General features: G+C 63.2%; 20 protein-coding genes. 11 read left to right on the forward strand and 9 right to left on the reverse strand.

The features are described 5' to 3' along the window. Window positions 1-85 precede the first annotated feature (85 nt). Together OU800_RS17525 and OU800_RS17530 are read right to left on the reverse strand one after the other, a co-directional pair. Complete coding sequence (locus tag OU800_RS17525; RefSeq protein WP_268178609.1) at window positions 86-772, reverse strand: LrgB family protein; 687 nt, start codon at window positions 770-772, stop codon at window positions 86-88. Further along, window positions 762-1,142: a CidA/LrgA family protein gene (locus OU800_RS17530; protein WP_268178610.1), complete on the reverse strand. Its 381-nt coding sequence runs from the start codon at window positions 1,140-1,142 to the stop codon at window positions 762-764. The genes OU800_RS17525 and OU800_RS17530 overlap by 11 nt, the downstream gene beginning before the upstream one ends. An 87-nt stretch (window positions 1,143-1,229) precedes the next feature. On the opposite strand from OU800_RS17530, the gene OU800_RS17535 reads away from it, so the two are divergent. Continuing rightward, window positions 1,230-2,114 carry a LysR family transcriptional regulator gene (locus tag OU800_RS17535; protein WP_268178611.1) on the forward strand — a complete coding sequence of 295 codons (885 nt, stop codon included), beginning with the start codon at window positions 1,230-1,232 and terminating at the stop codon, window positions 2,112-2,114. On the opposite strand, the gene OU800_RS17540 is transcribed toward OU800_RS17535, so the two are convergent. After that, window positions 2,096-2,563, reverse strand: a complete 468-nt coding sequence (locus tag OU800_RS17540; protein WP_268178612.1) for a cupin domain-containing protein — start codon at window positions 2,561-2,563, stop codon at window positions 2,096-2,098. The genes OU800_RS17535 and OU800_RS17540 overlap by 19 nt on opposite strands. Window position 2,564: 1 nt before the next feature. Continuing rightward, window positions 2,565-3,014 carry a flavodoxin gene (locus OU800_RS17545; protein ID WP_268178613.1) on the reverse strand — a complete coding sequence of 150 codons (450 nt, stop codon included), beginning with the start codon at window positions 3,012-3,014 and terminating at the stop codon, window positions 2,565-2,567. Between the two features lie 102 nt (window positions 3,015-3,116). Here OU800_RS17545 and OU800_RS17550 point away from each other — a divergent pair, with 102 nt between their 5' ends. Together OU800_RS17550 and OU800_RS17555 are read left to right on the forward strand one after the other, a co-directional pair. Next, window positions 3,117-3,563: a PAS domain-containing protein gene (locus tag OU800_RS17550; RefSeq protein ID WP_268178614.1), complete on the forward strand. Its 447-nt coding sequence runs from the start codon at window positions 3,117-3,119 to the stop codon at window positions 3,561-3,563. 66 nt (window positions 3,564-3,629) lie between these two features. Continuing rightward, window positions 3,630-4,223 (forward strand): PilZ domain-containing protein, encoded by a 594-nt coding sequence (locus OU800_RS17555; RefSeq protein ID WP_268178615.1) that lies wholly within the window; start codon window positions 3,630-3,632, stop codon window positions 4,221-4,223. A 203-nt stretch (window positions 4,224-4,426) separates the two neighbouring features. On the opposite strand, the gene OU800_RS17560 is transcribed toward OU800_RS17555, so the two are convergent. Then, a complete protein-coding gene (locus OU800_RS17560; RefSeq protein ID WP_268178616.1) occupies window positions 4,427-5,383 on the reverse strand; it encodes a MerR family transcriptional regulator in 957 nt (318 codons plus the stop codon). 89 nt (window positions 5,384-5,472) lie between these two features. Here OU800_RS17560 and OU800_RS17565 point away from each other — a divergent pair, with 89 nt between their 5' ends. From OU800_RS17565 to OU800_RS17600, 8 genes are all read left to right on the forward strand, one after another. After that, window positions 5,473-5,913 carry a thiol-disulfide oxidoreductase DCC family protein gene (locus OU800_RS17565; protein ID WP_268178617.1) on the forward strand — a complete coding sequence of 147 codons (441 nt, stop codon included), beginning with the start codon at window positions 5,473-5,475 and terminating at the stop codon, window positions 5,911-5,913. A gap of 112 nt (window positions 5,914-6,025) precedes the next feature. Then, entirely contained in the window at window positions 6,026-6,592 is a 567-nt protein-coding gene (locus OU800_RS17570; RefSeq protein ID WP_268178618.1) for an antibiotic biosynthesis monooxygenase, read from the forward strand. A gap of 312 nt (window positions 6,593-6,904) precedes the next feature. Beyond that, window positions 6,905-7,615 carry a dihydromonapterin reductase gene (gene folM, locus OU800_RS17575; protein WP_268178619.1) on the forward strand — a complete coding sequence of 237 codons (711 nt, stop codon included), beginning with the start codon at window positions 6,905-6,907 and terminating at the stop codon, window positions 7,613-7,615. Between the two features lie 23 nt (window positions 7,616-7,638). After that, window positions 7,639-8,199 (forward strand): GTP cyclohydrolase I FolE, encoded by a 561-nt coding sequence (gene folE / locus OU800_RS17580; protein WP_268178620.1) that lies wholly within the window; start codon window positions 7,639-7,641, stop codon window positions 8,197-8,199. Beyond that, window positions 8,199-8,570, forward strand: a complete 372-nt coding sequence (folX, locus tag OU800_RS17585) for a dihydroneopterin triphosphate 2'-epimerase (protein ID WP_268178622.1) — start codon at window positions 8,199-8,201, stop codon at window positions 8,568-8,570. Before folE ends, folX begins: the two co-directional genes overlap by 1 nt. A 79-nt stretch (window positions 8,571-8,649) precedes the next feature. Continuing rightward, window positions 8,650-8,943 carry a DUF1244 domain-containing protein gene (locus OU800_RS17590; protein WP_268178623.1) on the forward strand — a complete coding sequence of 98 codons (294 nt, stop codon included), beginning with the start codon at window positions 8,650-8,652 and terminating at the stop codon, window positions 8,941-8,943. After that, complete coding sequence (locus OU800_RS17595) at window positions 8,940-9,281, forward strand: HopJ type III effector protein (RefSeq protein ID WP_268178624.1); 342 nt, start codon at window positions 8,940-8,942, stop codon at window positions 9,279-9,281. Before OU800_RS17590 ends, OU800_RS17595 begins: the two co-directional genes overlap by 4 nt. Window positions 9,282-9,441: 160 nt before the next feature. Next, window positions 9,442-10,029: a putative glycolipid-binding domain-containing protein gene (locus tag OU800_RS17600; protein ID WP_268178625.1), complete on the forward strand. Its 588-nt coding sequence runs from the start codon at window positions 9,442-9,444 to the stop codon at window positions 10,027-10,029. A gap of 199 nt (window positions 10,030-10,228) precedes the next feature. On the opposite strand, the gene OU800_RS17605 is transcribed toward OU800_RS17600, so the two are convergent. From OU800_RS17605 to OU800_RS17620, 4 genes are all read right to left on the reverse strand, one after another. Further along, window positions 10,229-10,558, reverse strand: coding sequence for an AzlD domain-containing protein (locus OU800_RS17605; RefSeq protein ID WP_268178626.1), 330 nt, complete (start codon window positions 10,556-10,558; stop codon window positions 10,229-10,231). Further along, a complete protein-coding gene (locus tag OU800_RS17610; RefSeq protein WP_268178627.1) occupies window positions 10,558-11,262 on the reverse strand; it encodes an AzlC family ABC transporter permease in 705 nt (234 codons plus the stop codon). Before OU800_RS17610 ends, OU800_RS17605 begins: the two co-directional genes overlap by 1 nt. Window positions 11,263-11,326: 64 nt before the next feature. Beyond that, window positions 11,327-12,160, reverse strand: a complete 834-nt coding sequence (locus tag OU800_RS17615) for an AraC family transcriptional regulator (protein WP_268178628.1) — start codon at window positions 12,158-12,160, stop codon at window positions 11,327-11,329. Window positions 12,161-12,163: 3 nt separating this feature from the next. Then, complete coding sequence (locus OU800_RS17620; RefSeq protein ID WP_268178629.1) at window positions 12,164-12,733, reverse strand: GNAT family N-acetyltransferase; 570 nt, start codon at window positions 12,731-12,733, stop codon at window positions 12,164-12,166. Between the last annotated feature and the right edge of the window lie 167 nt (window positions 12,734-12,900).

Raw genomic sequence — 12,900 nt, forward strand, 5'->3', positions numbered from 1 at the left:
GTGGTAATCGCTCTGGCAGCCCTCTTCATGGCTTTGCAGGCCAGAGGCCCGCTGGGCCGTCGCGATAGCAGGATATTCGCCGCCGTTATAGGAGCAGGAGCAACAGTGGCGCGGCGAAGAAATTCAGCAAGCCCATCAGCACCATCACCAGCCCGGCGACGGTTCCCTCCTCGCTGCCCACCTCCAGCGCCCTGGCCACGCCGGCACCGTGGGCTCCGACACCGAGCAGCGCGCCGCGCGCCAGCGCCGTCTTCAGCGGCAACCAGCGCAGCAGCAGGCCACCGGCTGCCGCACCGAAAACGCCGGTGAGCATGACGAAGATAGCCGTCAGCTCGGCCACGCCGCCGAGGCGCTGCGCGATGGGCATGGCGAAGGGCGTGGTGATCGAACGCGGCACCAGCGAGCGACTGACCTCGCTATCCAGGGCCAGGGCACCAGCCAGCCACCAGGAGCTGAGGATGGCCACCGCGCTCCCCACCAGCATGCCACCGAGCAATGCCGGCCAGTGCCGCGCCAGCAGCGCACGCTGCTGCCAGATGGGCACGGCGAAGGCGACCGTGGCAGGACCGAGCATCACCATCAACCAGTGGGTGTTGCCAATGTACTCCGCGTAGCGCGTGTGCAGCGGAATGGCCAGCGCCAGCAACAGCAGCGGCACCAGGATCAGTGGCGACAGCAGATAACGCCCACTGCGCCGATACAGCCAGCGGCTCAGGCCATAGGCTCCCAGGGTCAGCGCCAGCCACATCAGGGGCATGGGCTCAAGGCTCATGGCGCAGGCTCCGGCGGCACAACAGCTCCACGGTCAGGGCGGTGAATAGCATCACCAGCAGGGTGCTGCTGCCGATCACCAGCAGGATGCGCCAGCCCTCGGTGCGCAGCAGACTGCCATAGTCGAGCAGGCTCATCAGCGCCGGTATGAAGAACAGCAGCATCTCCGCCAGTAGCAACCCCGCCCCCAGTTGCAGTGCCGCCGGTTCGACCCGACCACTGGCGAAAGCCGCCAGCAGCAGGCCAAGCCCGATGACGCCACCGGGAACCGGCCAGCCCAGATAAGCAGCCAGCCAGCTACCGAACAGGTACAGGCCGATCAGGATCGCCAGTTCAAAGCACAGCCGGGAAAGATGGCGGATGCGAGCCATGTGTAAAGCTCCAAAGGATATGGCTAACAGCTTATTCCCGGGCCTATCATCACCAAAGCGAATTGTTAGAATCGAGGCCATTCCATAATGGAATTCAAACAACTGCGCAGCTTCGCCGAGGTGGTACGCCAGGGTGGTTTCACCCAGGCCGCCGCCGTGCTGCACACCAGCCAGTCAGCCGTGAGCAAGCAAGTCGCCCAACTGGAGTCTCGCCTGGGTGTACGCCTGCTGGAACGACACGGCCCGCACCTGCGCCTGACCGATGCCGGCGAAGTGGTGCGCCGTCGCGCCGAGGACTTCCTGCGCCTGCAGCAGGAGCTGTCACGCGAACTCGATGACCTGGAGCAACTGGTTCGTGGAGAACTGCGCCTGGGCCTGCCCATGCTCGGTAGCGATGCACTGTTCGCCGGCCTGTTCGCCGAATACCGACGCCGTTATCCGAAGATCACCATCAGCCTCGCCGAGGGTGGCAGCAAGATGGTCGAGCGCATGGTGCGCAACGGCGAACTGGAGATCGGCGCAGCCCTCAAGCCAAGCGATCCGGACTTCGCCTACCAGCCGTTCTGCAACGAACCACTGGATATCCTCCTGCCCGCCCAGCATGCGCTGGCAAGCCATCAGGGCCTGCACCTGCAGCAGTTGGCCGAGACGCCCTTCCTGCTCTACCAGCAGAGCTTCACCCTCAATGATCGCCTGTTACTGGCCTGCCAGCGCCTGGGCTTCACCCCGCAGGAGGGCGGACGCAGCGGCCAGGCGGACTTCCTCGCAGCACTGGTGGCTGCGGGTCAGGGCGTGGTGTTGCTGCCACGCGTGGTGGCGCGCAGCCTCGAGCGACCTGGTGTGGTGAGGAGAACACTGCTGGACTCGGATCTGCGCTGGGATATCGCGTTCATCTGGCGCCGCGACGCCTACCTGTCGCGGGCAGCGCAGGCCTGGCTCGACCTGCTCCCACCTCAGAGCAGATCGCCGTAATCGCTCAGCAGCAGCGGCCAGTGCGCCTGCGCGGCCGGATCATTGGCGAGCAGGCGGAAGCCCTGGAACTGGAACTCCGGCGCCACAGTGCAACCGACCAGGCTGAAGGCGCCAGTGCAACGCGCTGCCTGCCAGGCCTGTGCCGGCACTGCGCGCTGCGGCAACTGCCCGCTGTCGACCGGGCCGACCCGCTCGATGCGTACCACATCGGGCACTTCGGCGATCAACAGCTCCAGCGGATCGCCCTCATGGAAGTGCCACAGCTCATCGGCATCGACCCGGTGCCAGCGACTGACCACACCTGCAGGCAATAGGAACAGGATGGCGCTCGACGCTGCTCGCCCCTGCGCATCGCGTTGTGCGGAAACGAACAGGCGACGATAGAAACCACCCTCTGGATGCGCCTCGAGCCCGAGGCTGTCGATCAACTGGCGAGCGCGCGGGTACATCTCAGGCCTTCAGCGCCGCCGCGAAGGCTTGCAGCCAGGGTTCGGCATCGCTTTCCGGGGTGACCGTTTCACTGGCATCCAGACGCAGCATTTCCACCACTTCACGCAGGCCCAACTCGGCATAGAGTTCGCGGATCAACTCGCCAGCGCCACAGAAGCTGTCGTAGCTGGAATCGCCCAGCGCCAGCACGGCGGCAGGCTTGCCGCTCCAGGCCGGCAGGCGCTCGCGAAGTTCGCAGTAAAGCGGCAGCAGGTTGTCCGGCAGCTCGCCCATGCCGGTAGTGGCAGTCACGGTGAGCACGGCATCAGGAGCGAAGGCCAGCAATTCATCGAGATTCATGTGGTTCTTGTACCAGGCCTGCAACCCGGCCGCCTCGAGCAGCCGTTCGGCGTGGCGGGCGACTTCTTCGGCGGTGCCGTAGACCGACCCCGAAACGATGGCGACTTTCATGACAACTCCAGATACAGGAAAAACGCCGCGCATTATGCCGCAAGTGGACAGCGCGACTCGATGACTTAGAATGCAGCGCACATCCATCGAGGAATCACCCCCATGATCAATGCCAAGCTGCTGCAACTGGTAGTCGACGCCTCCAACGATGGCATCGTGGTGGCCGAGCAAGAGGGGGAAGACAACATTCTCATCTACGCCAATGCCGCCTTCGAGCGCCTGACTGGCTATGTCAGCGACGACATCCTCTACCAGGACTGTCGTTTCCTGCAGCGCGACGACCGGGCCCAGGTGGGTCTGCAGGCCATCCGTGAGGCGGTGCGCTCACACAAGCCATGCCGACAGATCATTCGCAACTATCGCAAGGACGGCAGTGCCTTCTGGAACGAGTTGTCGATCACCCCGGTGTTCAACGAAGGCGATCAACTGACCTACTACATCGGCATTCAGAAGGATGTCACCGAGCAGGTCGAGGCGCAGCAGCGCGTGCGCGAGCTGGAAGCCGAGGTGGCCGCACTGCGCGCCGAGCTGGCGAGCGTGAAAAGCTGACGAACGTACAAAACTAATGGCCTGAAGCGCGGTCTGCAGTAGGTGAATCACCATGCAGTGACCGTCATGAACCACGACCCGCTCCTGACTCAGGCTGAAATCGACTTCATCCAGCACCTAGCCACGCAGACATCGCGCGAACGCCGTGCACCGTCGGATATCGGCGCCCAACTCGGTGAACTCCTCGAACAACTGGGTACCGACGAGTACCTGAGCCTGGACGCGCGCAGCCAGGACAAGCACCTCAGCTACCCGATCCGCCTGATCCGCAAGGGGCGCCAGGCGCCACGCCTGGAAGTGGGGGCGCCTCTGATTCTCGAACCCGGGGAAGTCGAACGGCCCTGGCGCCTGACCCTGTTACAGCCTCTGGCCCTGCTGGACGGCAAGAACCGTCCCGGCGGTCTGGAAGTCATCGAACTCTCCAGCAATGGCATGCTGGTGCGTAGCGCCAACAAGGGCAAACCGGCGCACACCCTGCACGCCAACCTGCAACTGCCGGACGAAGCCTGCATCCATCTGCAGGCTCGCCTGGTACGTCGCGTTACCGGCACCTGCTACGCCTATCGCCTGCAATCCCTGCACGACGAAGATGAACAGCACCTGCGCCAGTTCCTCTTCGACCACCATGCAGCCAGTCAGACCAGCCAGGCCAGCGCCTAACAGGCCGTTGAAACACTACCTCGGCTTTGGCTTCCTGCGTCGCTCTACCTCCTGCATCCATGCAGTCGTGCGCTGGCAATACTGCGTCAAAAACAGCCTCGCGTGCGAGCCCAGGCTAGGCGCCCCCTCAAAAATGCTCATTTACAGCACGCCAACTGCGCTTTTTCGGCTGTTTTTCGCTTTTCAATGGCCTGCTAAGCGGCTCAGGTATCCAGATGCCCGGCGAGGAACTGCCGCATGCGCCGCTGCATCAGGCGCCCCTCGCTGCCCAGGCAGGCGATGGGTGAGCCTGTCAGGCTTTCTTCGGCCAGATCGGAGCTATCGCCGGCTAGCATCAACGGACAATCCAGCCCCAGCGCCAGGCGCGCCAACTGACGCGGGAAATCCTCCGCGGGCGGCTGGTTGCTGAACAGCACCAGCGCCTGTGGCTGCATCCGCTCGCAGATCAGTGGCAAGTCGAGCAACGCAATGCCAGGGCCAATGACGCTCACCTCGGTTTCCAGCGTGCTCAGCATCAACGCCGCCACCAGCAATTCCAGCTCGCGGCAATGCCCCGGCAGCGCTGCCAGCAACACTCGCCCGCTCGCCTCCTCGCGCGCCCCCATCTGCAGGCGTTGCCAGCAACGTGCCCGCAAGAGGCCATCGAGCAGCAGCCATTCGGCGCGCTGCCCCACCTCATCCTGGCGCAACAGTAACTCCTGCCAGAGCGGCATGAAGATTTCCTGAAACACTATGGGCAAGGGGTAACAGGAGAAGATCTGCCCGTACAGACGCTGCAGGCGTGCCTCGTCGAACCCCTGCAGCGCCTGACGTACCTGCGCCTGCCACTGATTCCAGTCATCACTACTGACTTCGTCGTGAACGGGCGTGGCAACGCTGCGATTGCTGGCACTCTTGGCCAGGATGCTGCCGACCTTGCTGACCGATACACCACGCTCGATCCAGGCCAGAATGCTGCGCACGGCATCGATGTCGGCCTGTGAATAGAGGCGGTGACCGCTGTCGGTTCGGGTCGGCTGGATCAGGCCATAACGCCGCTCCCAGGCGCGCAGCGTGACCGGGTTCACCCCAGTCAGGCGCGACACCTCGCGAATCGGGAACAGCTCTTCCTGCTTCAGCGCACTGGACGCTAGTGATGTGGCACCGGCGGGTTCGGTCATGGCGTGGGGATCGCGGCAAGAGAAAGTTCGGACATTGTAACTCAGCAACGGCCACCTTACATTGGACAACAACTATACAGAGCCCCCTCATGCACAACCCAGAAGCCTGGCCCCTGACGCTCTATTACGACGGCGACTGCCCGCTCTGCGCACGGGAGATCCATTTGCTGCGCAAGCATGCAAGCCCAACGCGCCTGCTGCTGGTGGATATCAGCGCGGCAAACTTCGACCCCGCCGTATTGGGCCTCAGCCTGACAGCCATGCGCGAGCGCCTGCACGCCCGCTGGGCCGACGGCCAGTGGCTGCTGGGGCTGGATGCCAGCCTGTGGAGCTGGCAGGCCGCCGGCCTTGGAACCTGGGTCGCGCCCTTGCGCTGGCGCCCATTGCGCCCCTTGCTGGAATGGGGCTATCGCCTGTTCTGTCGCCTGCGCCCTCATCTGGCACGCTTGCCGCACCCCGACGGTGCAGCGCGCTGTCGGGGTGGCCAGGCCTGCCCGCTGCGAACCCCGTCAGATGGCGAGGCTGGCTAAGCTCGGAAAAACCGGAATAATCCTTGCTGAATTTTCATCGAGCACAACACCCCGTGCTCGATCACGCCCAATGCCATACCCCGGCAAGGGGCCCCAGTCGAGGAGATACACCATGTCCCCCGTTACTCTCATGGTGGCGCGCCGCGTCGCCAATGGTCGCTACAACGACTTCATCAACTGGCTGCACGAAGGCGAACATCTGGCCACCGACTTCCCCGGCTATCTCGGCTCCGGCGTGCTGGCCCCGCCGCCAGGCGACGACGAATTCCAGATCGTGTTCCGCTTCAGCGACGAACGCACCATGGCTGCCTGGGAGCATTCGGCCTCACGCCGGGCCTGGCTGAAAAGGGGCGCAGGCCTCTACGCCCAACCCCAGGAAAAGCGCGCCATCGGCCTCGATGCCTGGTTCGGCAACGGCCTGCGCCAACCGCCACGCTGGAAGCAGAGCATCGCCATCTGGCTGGCCTTCTTTCCGGTTTCGCTGGCCTTCAACCTGTTCTTCGGTCCCTGGCTCGCCGACTTCTCGCTGGTCATCCGCGTGCTGCTCTCGACCCTGGCCCTGACGCCATTGATGACCTACCTGTTCATCCCGCTGTCCACCCACCTGCTGACGCCTTGGCTGCACGGCACCGATGCCGCCCGCCTGGACAGGCGCCCGGCCAGCATCGGCAAGCTCTGACCTCCCCCTCTCTCCTTGCCCATCGGTCAGCCTCGTGCTGACCGATGTCAGCCGGCAAAACCTATACAAACCACCCAATTCGTACAGCAAAAGTACAAAAACAGAGAATACAGGATCACAAGAAAAAGCCTTTCAAGTCAGGCAAATAGGCCAATCGTGACCCTGCAACAATAAAACCATGCGCTTCGCATGGTTGTACAAGATGCAGCTCTGGTATAGCTTTAATCACGGCCTGGTTCGTACTGCCTGCCACTGGTCAGGTATCCCGAGGCAGTACAGCCAGGCCTTCATCGTCTTATTCATGAGCCGCAAATGAGCGCAGCCAGCTTCCCCATACTGATCACCGGTGCCAGTCAACGAGTCGGCCTGTACTGCGCCGAGCGCCTGCTCGACGAGGGCCAAGCCGTGATCATCAGTTACCGCCAGGAACGCGATAGCGTCGCGCATCTGCGTGAGCGCGGCGCCATTGCCCTGCAGGCCGATTTCAGCGAAGAGGCCGGCATCCTGGCCTTTATCGAGCAGCTCAAGGGGCATTGCGACGGCTTGCGCGCCATCGTTCACAACGCCTCGCAATGGCTGGCCGAAACGCCCGGTGAAGAAGCCGAGGCCTTCCGCCAGCTATTCAATCTGCACATGCTCGCGCCCTACCTGATCAACCTGCACTGCAGCGAATTGCTGCTGCGATCGGAGCAGGCCGACATCGTCCACGTCAGCGATGACGTGGTACGCAAGGGCAGCGCCAAGCGCCCGGCCTACTGCGCCAGCAAGGCCGGCCTGGAAAGCCTGACCCTGTCGTTCGCCGCGCGCCTGGCGCCACGCATCAAGGTCAACGCCATCGCCCCGGCGCTGTTGATGTTCAACGAAGGCGATGACGCGGCCTACCGCAGCAAGGCCCTGGCCAAATCGGCGCTGGGCATCGAACCCGGCCCACAGGCCTTCTACCAGAGCCTGCGCTACCTGCTCGACAACCCCTATGTGAGCGGAACCATCCTCAGCCTAAACGGTGGCCGTCACCTCAAGTGAGGCGACCGCCCCAGGACACTGCCATGAGCCATCCTCTTTCCCAGCATTACCGTGAAATCCTTGTTGGCCTCGGTGAAAACCCCGAGCGCGAAGGCCTGCTCGACACCCCCAAGCGGGCCGCCAAGGCCATGCAGTACCTCTGCCACGGCTATCAGCAATCACTGGAAGAAATCGTCAACGGCGCCCTGTTCGCCTCCGACAACGACGAAATGGTGATCGTCAAGGACATCGAGCTGTACTCGCTGTGCGAGCACCACCTGCTACCCTTCATCGGCAAGGCGCATGTGGCCTATATCCCTACCGGCAAGGTACTGGGTCTGTCCAAGGTGGCGCGTATCGTCGACATGTACGCGCGCCGCCTGCAGATTCAGGAAAACCTCACCAAGCAGATCGCCGACGCCATTCAGAACGTGACCAACGCCGCTGGCGTCGCCGTGGTGATCGAGGCCAAGCACATGTGCATGATGATGCGTGGCGTGGAGAAGCAGAATTCGGTGATGAGCAGCTCGGTGATGCTGGGTGCTTTCCGCGAGTCGTGCAACACGCGCCACGAATTCCTGCAACTGATCGGACGGAACAACTGATGCCACGACTGGAACCCGGAATGGCGCGCATCCGCGTCAAGGATCTACGCCTGCGCACCTATATCGGTATCAAGGAAGAAGAGATCAACAACAAGCAGGATGTGTTGATCAACCTGACCATTCTCTACCCAGCCGTCGATGCCGTGCAGGTCAACGACATCGAGCATGCGCTGAACTACCGCACCATCACCAAGGCGATCATCGCCCATGTGGAAGGCAACCGTTTCGCCCTGCTCGAACGCCTGACCCAGGAGATCCTCGACCTGATCATGCGCCACGAGGCGGTGCGTTACGCCGAAGTGGAAGTGGACAAACCGCATGCCCTGCGCTTCGCCGAGTCGGTGTCGATCACCCTGGCCGGTCATCGCTAAAGCCGCGTCGCGCTCGGCTTGCCGGCCCAGGTGGGGGCTTTTATCATCGCCGCCACCGCCCTGCCCTGGAGAATCCGCCATGACCGAGCAAGAACGCCTCGAACTGGAAGCTGCTGCTTTTCGCGCCCTGGTGCTGCACCTGCGCACGCGCCCGGACGTGCAGAACATCGACCTGATGAACCTGGCCGGTTTCTGCCGCAACTGCCTGTCCAAATGGTACAAAGCCGCCGCCGACGACATGGGAGTGGACGTCAGCGTCGACCAGGCCCGTGAAACCGTCTATGGCATGCCCTATGCCGACTGGAAGGCCAAGTACCAGAAAGAAACCACGGCCGAACAGAAAGCCGCATTCGACAAAGGAAAACCCGCATGACCGCCCTCGCCGAGCTGCGCAAGCGCCTGCAGCAAGACGACTTCGCCTTCAGCGAAACCCTGGCCTTCATTGCCGAACACTACGACTACCAGCCCAGCGCCTTTCGCAATGGTGACGTGGAAAACGCTGCCGGGCAGAACGAGGGCTCCTGCAAGACCCTGGGCCTGGCCCTGCTCGAGGGCCTCAGCCAGGACGAAGCCCTGCGTGCCTTCGGCGAGCACTACCGTAGCGTGCTGGCCACTCCGCAAGGCCACGACCACGGCAATATCCGTGCGCTGATGAGTCATGGTCTGCAAGGGGTGGAGTTCGAGCGCCCGCCGCTGACCCGCAAGGGCTGAAAAAAGCGCAAGAAATTGCGCACCTGTAGCAAAAGGCTGACAGACATCACATCGCCATCAATTTATGCTGCGCGCAAACAACTGATGGAACACGAGGGAACGTGTTCGGCGCGCAGCTTGCCCCTTCCCTTCTGTTTCGCGCTCGGCATGGAGTCGTCCGATGCAGCAAACGCTGGTATGGAAACCTTGGCACACCCCTGGCGTGGAATCCCTGCGCCTCACCCATGACGACAAAGGCATTCATGCCGCCAGTCACCTGATGCAGGTGATCAGGGGCGAAAGCGTCGCCGCCAGCTATCTGATCGATTGCGACCCGCAATGGCAATTTCGCCGTCTCTGGCTCAAGGTAGAAAATCATGGCCAGCGCCGCCTGTGCCTGCGCCGCGACGAACAAGGCAACTGGCTGGTGGACGGCGTGGCACGCCCCGATCTGCAGGGCTGCCAACACATCATGCTCTCGGCATCGCCCTTCACCCACACCCCCATCCTGCAGTGCTGCGACCTGCAAGCCGGGCAGAGCCAGGACATGCAGGTCGTTTACATCGACCTGCCCAGCCTGCAGATTCAGGTACGCCAACAACGCTACGAGTGCCTGAGCACGAGCCCCGAAGAAAGCTTCTATCACAGCCAGACCGAAGGCTGCTTCGGGGAAGAGCTGGAGGTCGACGGGCAGACGCTGCTACTCAACGCCAACGAGCGCTACATGTGCTTTAGCCAGCGCGAACTGAAGCTCAATGCGCTGGCGTAGGGTGCGCCGTGCGCACCACCAAACCTAGCAGGCTGTTGAAAAACTACCTACGTTGCCATTGCTGCGTTAAAAACAGCCTCGCGTGCGAGCCCAGTCAAAATGCTCATTTACAACACGTAAACTGCGCTTTTTCGGCTGTTTTTGCGGGGCCGCCATCGGTATTGCACTGGCTGCCTCGCCTACGTTTTTCAACGGCCTGCTAGATCGGCAGTTGACCAAAGGCCCAACGCAACAGGAAGAACACCAGCAGCCCCCCACCGATGGTTGCCAGCAGGTGCCGACTCCAGGCAGCGATGACGATGGCGGCCAGGCCCGCCAGGAGGTAGGCATTGTTCCAGACCAACGCCCAGTGCTGGCCGTCTGGCAGCAGCATGCCCGGCACCACGATGGCCGTCAGCACTGCCGTGGGCACGTAATGCAGGCCCTGGCGTACCAGCGGCGGGAAGCGTAGGTCGGGGAAGGCGAACAGGCTGTAGCGGGTGGCGAAGGTGATCGCCAACATGCCCAGGATCAGCAACCAGATATCCATCAGCCCACCTCCTGCTGCGGCTGGCGTCGCTCCAGCCACACGCCGACGACTATGCCACTGGCCGCTGCGGCCATCAGCCCCAGCTTGTACGGCAGTTCGTGACAGGCCAGGGCCACGCCAGCGGCGACCAGCGCCGCCGCGACCTGTGGGCGATTGCGCAGCATCGGTACGACGATACCGATGAAGGTCGCCAGCATGGCGAAATCCAGCCCCCACTCGCCGATGTTGGGGATTGCCTGGCCGAACAGCACGCCGATCAGCGTACAGACCTGCCAGTTGAGGTACATGGCCAGTGCTGCGCCTAGGAAATACCAGTGCCGATACGCGCCGGCGTCGCCAAGCAGGTAACGTTGCTGCACCACGGCGTAGGCCTCGTCGGTGAGCCAAAAGGCCAACGGCATGCGCCAACGCTTGGGCAGATGACGCACGTGGGGTTGCAGGCTGGCGCTGTACAGGGCATGCCGCAGGTTGACCACCAGGGTGGTCAGCAGCACCACGGCGATGCCGGCGCCACCGGCCAGCAGGCTGATGGCGATGAACTGCGCCGAGCCGGCGAACACCAGCGCCGACATGCCGAACGTCTGCCATGGGGCGAGCCCGGCGGCCCCCGCCAGGCTGCCGAAGATGATGCCGAAGGGCATGGCACCGAGCAGCATCGGCAGCATGTCGCGGGCGCCCTGGGTGAATTCGTGATGACGAGACATGGAACCTCCTTGGTGCTGCGAGCGTAGCCGCTGCTCGACGGGAGGTCTTGAACGATCTTGCGCTTCAGGTCTGGCAAGCCCGTCGATATTCGCCGGGGGCAATACCGTAGGCCTGCTTGAACTGGCGCGACAGGTGGCTCTGGTCGGCAAAGCCCAGTTGCATCGCTACCGACAGCGGTGCACTGCCCTGTCGCAACAGGGCCCTAGCCTGCTCCAGGCGTCGCTGCTTGAGCCAGGCATGGGGTGGCAAGCCGGTGGCGCGACGAAAGACCCGGGCGAAATGAAAAGGCGAGAGATTGACGCTCTCCGCCAGCATCTCCAGTGACGGCGGCTCGTACAACCGACTGGCCAGAAGCTCCTTGGCCATGGCCACTACCCGTGGCTCGCGCCCGGCTGCGCGCGGCACCGGCAGGCGCGCATAGCGCTGCAAAAGTTCGAGCATCACCTCACGCCACAGGGTCTGCCGTTGCAAGGCATCACTGCGCGGAGTCTCCAGCAGGCGGTGCAGAACGCTCAGCCGTGTAGCCAGCAGCGGATCATGGTGCACGCTGTCCTGAAACATCGGCGTGCTCGGCCGCAGCTCCAACTCCTCGAGCAGGGTGTCGAAGGTGCCCGGCTGCGGATAGAACACCCGATACTGCCATCCCTGCTCGGCCCCCTTGGAGCCTGTGTGCACCTCATCCGGGTTGAGCAAAGCGATGCAACCGGCCCCCGCCAGGTGCTCGATACCACGATAGCGATAACGCTCGGCGCCCGCCTCGAGCACCGCAATCACATGCCCATCGTGCACGTGAGGGGCGAAACGGTGCTCGATGAAACGCGCGGACAACAGCTCGACCCCCTGCGCATCCGCGCTGGTGCTGAAACGTACGTGCTCCCTCGTTGCATCCGGTTGCATGATTCAGGCGCCGAAGCTCGCTTCCAATGCCTGACGCACCTGCGGCCATTCCTGGTCGGTGATGCTGTACAGCACCGTATCGTCGAGGCGGCCGTCGGCCAGGCGCCGATGGTTGCGCAGCAAGCCTTCGCGCACGGCACCGAGCTTTTCGATGGCGCGCTGCGAGCGCAGGTTGCTGGCGGCGGTCTTGAGCTGCACACGCACCATGCCCCAGTTGTCGAAAGCATGCTTGAGCATCAGGTACTTGATGGTGGTATTCAGGCCACTGCCATGCTGCTCACGATCGAGCCAGGTCCAGCCGATCTCGCAAGCCGGCAGTGCATTGAGGAAATCGGCGAAGCGCGTGGTACCCACTAGACGATCGCCCAAGCGGATGACGAACGGCAGCGCCCGTTGTTCACGCTGGTCGGCCAGCGCACTGCGGTACCAGTCCAGGCGCAGGGTGCCATTCATGTACAGCAGCTCCTCACGGTTGGCCTCGGCCAGCGCCACCAATGCCGGGATGTCGTTATCGGCCAACGGCTCCAGGCGCAGCGCACCCCGTTGCAAGGTGACCAATTGCGGTTTGAACATGATGCCCTCTGACGCAGTCGTGAGCCGATCACGCTATCAGGCACTAGCGTGCTACACAATTGTCCCTGCGGCAATCGGCCCGTGCGACCTTGGTCGCAACTGACGCGCGCGCGCTTTGATGCAACACTGCCCCATGACCCGCCATATCGAGACGCGGGCTCCTTTCG

The organism is Pseudomonas sp. GOM7, assembly GCF_026723825.1.
Taxonomy (GTDB): Bacteria; Pseudomonadota; Gammaproteobacteria; order Pseudomonadales; family Pseudomonadaceae; genus Aquipseudomonas.

What these genes read in the sequence shown, in the direction of transcription:
- OU800_RS17525 (WP_268178609.1), bottom strand. Translation starts at nt 772, where the DNA reads ATGAGCCTTGAGCCCATGCCCCTGATGTGGCTGGCGCTGACCCTGGGA.
- OU800_RS17530 (WP_268178610.1), bottom strand. Translation starts at nt 1,142, where the DNA reads ATGGCTCGCATCCGCCATCTTTCCCGGCTGTGCTTTGAACTGGCGATC.
- OU800_RS17535 (WP_268178611.1), top strand. Translation starts at nt 1,230, where the DNA reads ATGGAATTCAAACAACTGCGCAGCTTCGCCGAGGTGGTACGCCAGGGT.
- OU800_RS17540 (WP_268178612.1), bottom strand. Translation starts at nt 2,563, where the DNA reads ATGTACCCGCGCGCTCGCCAGTTGATCGACAGCCTCGGGCTCGAGGCG.
- OU800_RS17545 (WP_268178613.1), bottom strand. Translation starts at nt 3,014, where the DNA reads ATGAAAGTCGCCATCGTTTCGGGGTCGGTCTACGGCACCGCCGAAGAA.
- OU800_RS17550 (WP_268178614.1), top strand. Translation starts at nt 3,117, where the DNA reads ATGATCAATGCCAAGCTGCTGCAACTGGTAGTCGACGCCTCCAACGAT.
- OU800_RS17555 (WP_268178615.1), top strand. Translation starts at nt 3,630, where the DNA reads ATGAACCACGACCCGCTCCTGACTCAGGCTGAAATCGACTTCATCCAG.
- OU800_RS17560 (WP_268178616.1), bottom strand. Translation starts at nt 5,383, where the DNA reads ATGACCGAACCCGCCGGTGCCACATCACTAGCGTCCAGTGCGCTGAAG.
- OU800_RS17565 (WP_268178617.1), top strand. Translation starts at nt 5,473, where the DNA reads ATGCACAACCCAGAAGCCTGGCCCCTGACGCTCTATTACGACGGCGAC.
- OU800_RS17570 (WP_268178618.1), top strand. Translation starts at nt 6,026, where the DNA reads ATGTCCCCCGTTACTCTCATGGTGGCGCGCCGCGTCGCCAATGGTCGC.
- folM (WP_268178619.1), top strand. Translation starts at nt 6,905, where the DNA reads ATGAGCGCAGCCAGCTTCCCCATACTGATCACCGGTGCCAGTCAACGA.
- folE (WP_268178620.1), top strand. Translation starts at nt 7,639, where the DNA reads ATGAGCCATCCTCTTTCCCAGCATTACCGTGAAATCCTTGTTGGCCTC.
- folX (WP_268178622.1), top strand. Translation starts at nt 8,199, where the DNA reads ATGCCACGACTGGAACCCGGAATGGCGCGCATCCGCGTCAAGGATCTA.
- OU800_RS17590 (WP_268178623.1), top strand. Translation starts at nt 8,650, where the DNA reads ATGACCGAGCAAGAACGCCTCGAACTGGAAGCTGCTGCTTTTCGCGCC.
- OU800_RS17595 (WP_268178624.1), top strand. Translation starts at nt 8,940, where the DNA reads ATGACCGCCCTCGCCGAGCTGCGCAAGCGCCTGCAGCAAGACGACTTC.
- OU800_RS17600 (WP_268178625.1), top strand. Translation starts at nt 9,442, where the DNA reads ATGCAGCAAACGCTGGTATGGAAACCTTGGCACACCCCTGGCGTGGAA.
- OU800_RS17605 (WP_268178626.1), bottom strand. Translation starts at nt 10,558, where the DNA reads ATGGATATCTGGTTGCTGATCCTGGGCATGTTGGCGATCACCTTCGCC.
- OU800_RS17610 (WP_268178627.1), bottom strand. Translation starts at nt 11,262, where the DNA reads ATGTCTCGTCATCACGAATTCACCCAGGGCGCCCGCGACATGCTGCCG.
- OU800_RS17615 (WP_268178628.1), bottom strand. Translation starts at nt 12,160, where the DNA reads ATGCAACCGGATGCAACGAGGGAGCACGTACGTTTCAGCACCAGCGCG.
- OU800_RS17620 (WP_268178629.1), bottom strand. Translation starts at nt 12,733, where the DNA reads ATGTTCAAACCGCAATTGGTCACCTTGCAACGGGGTGCGCTGCGCCTG.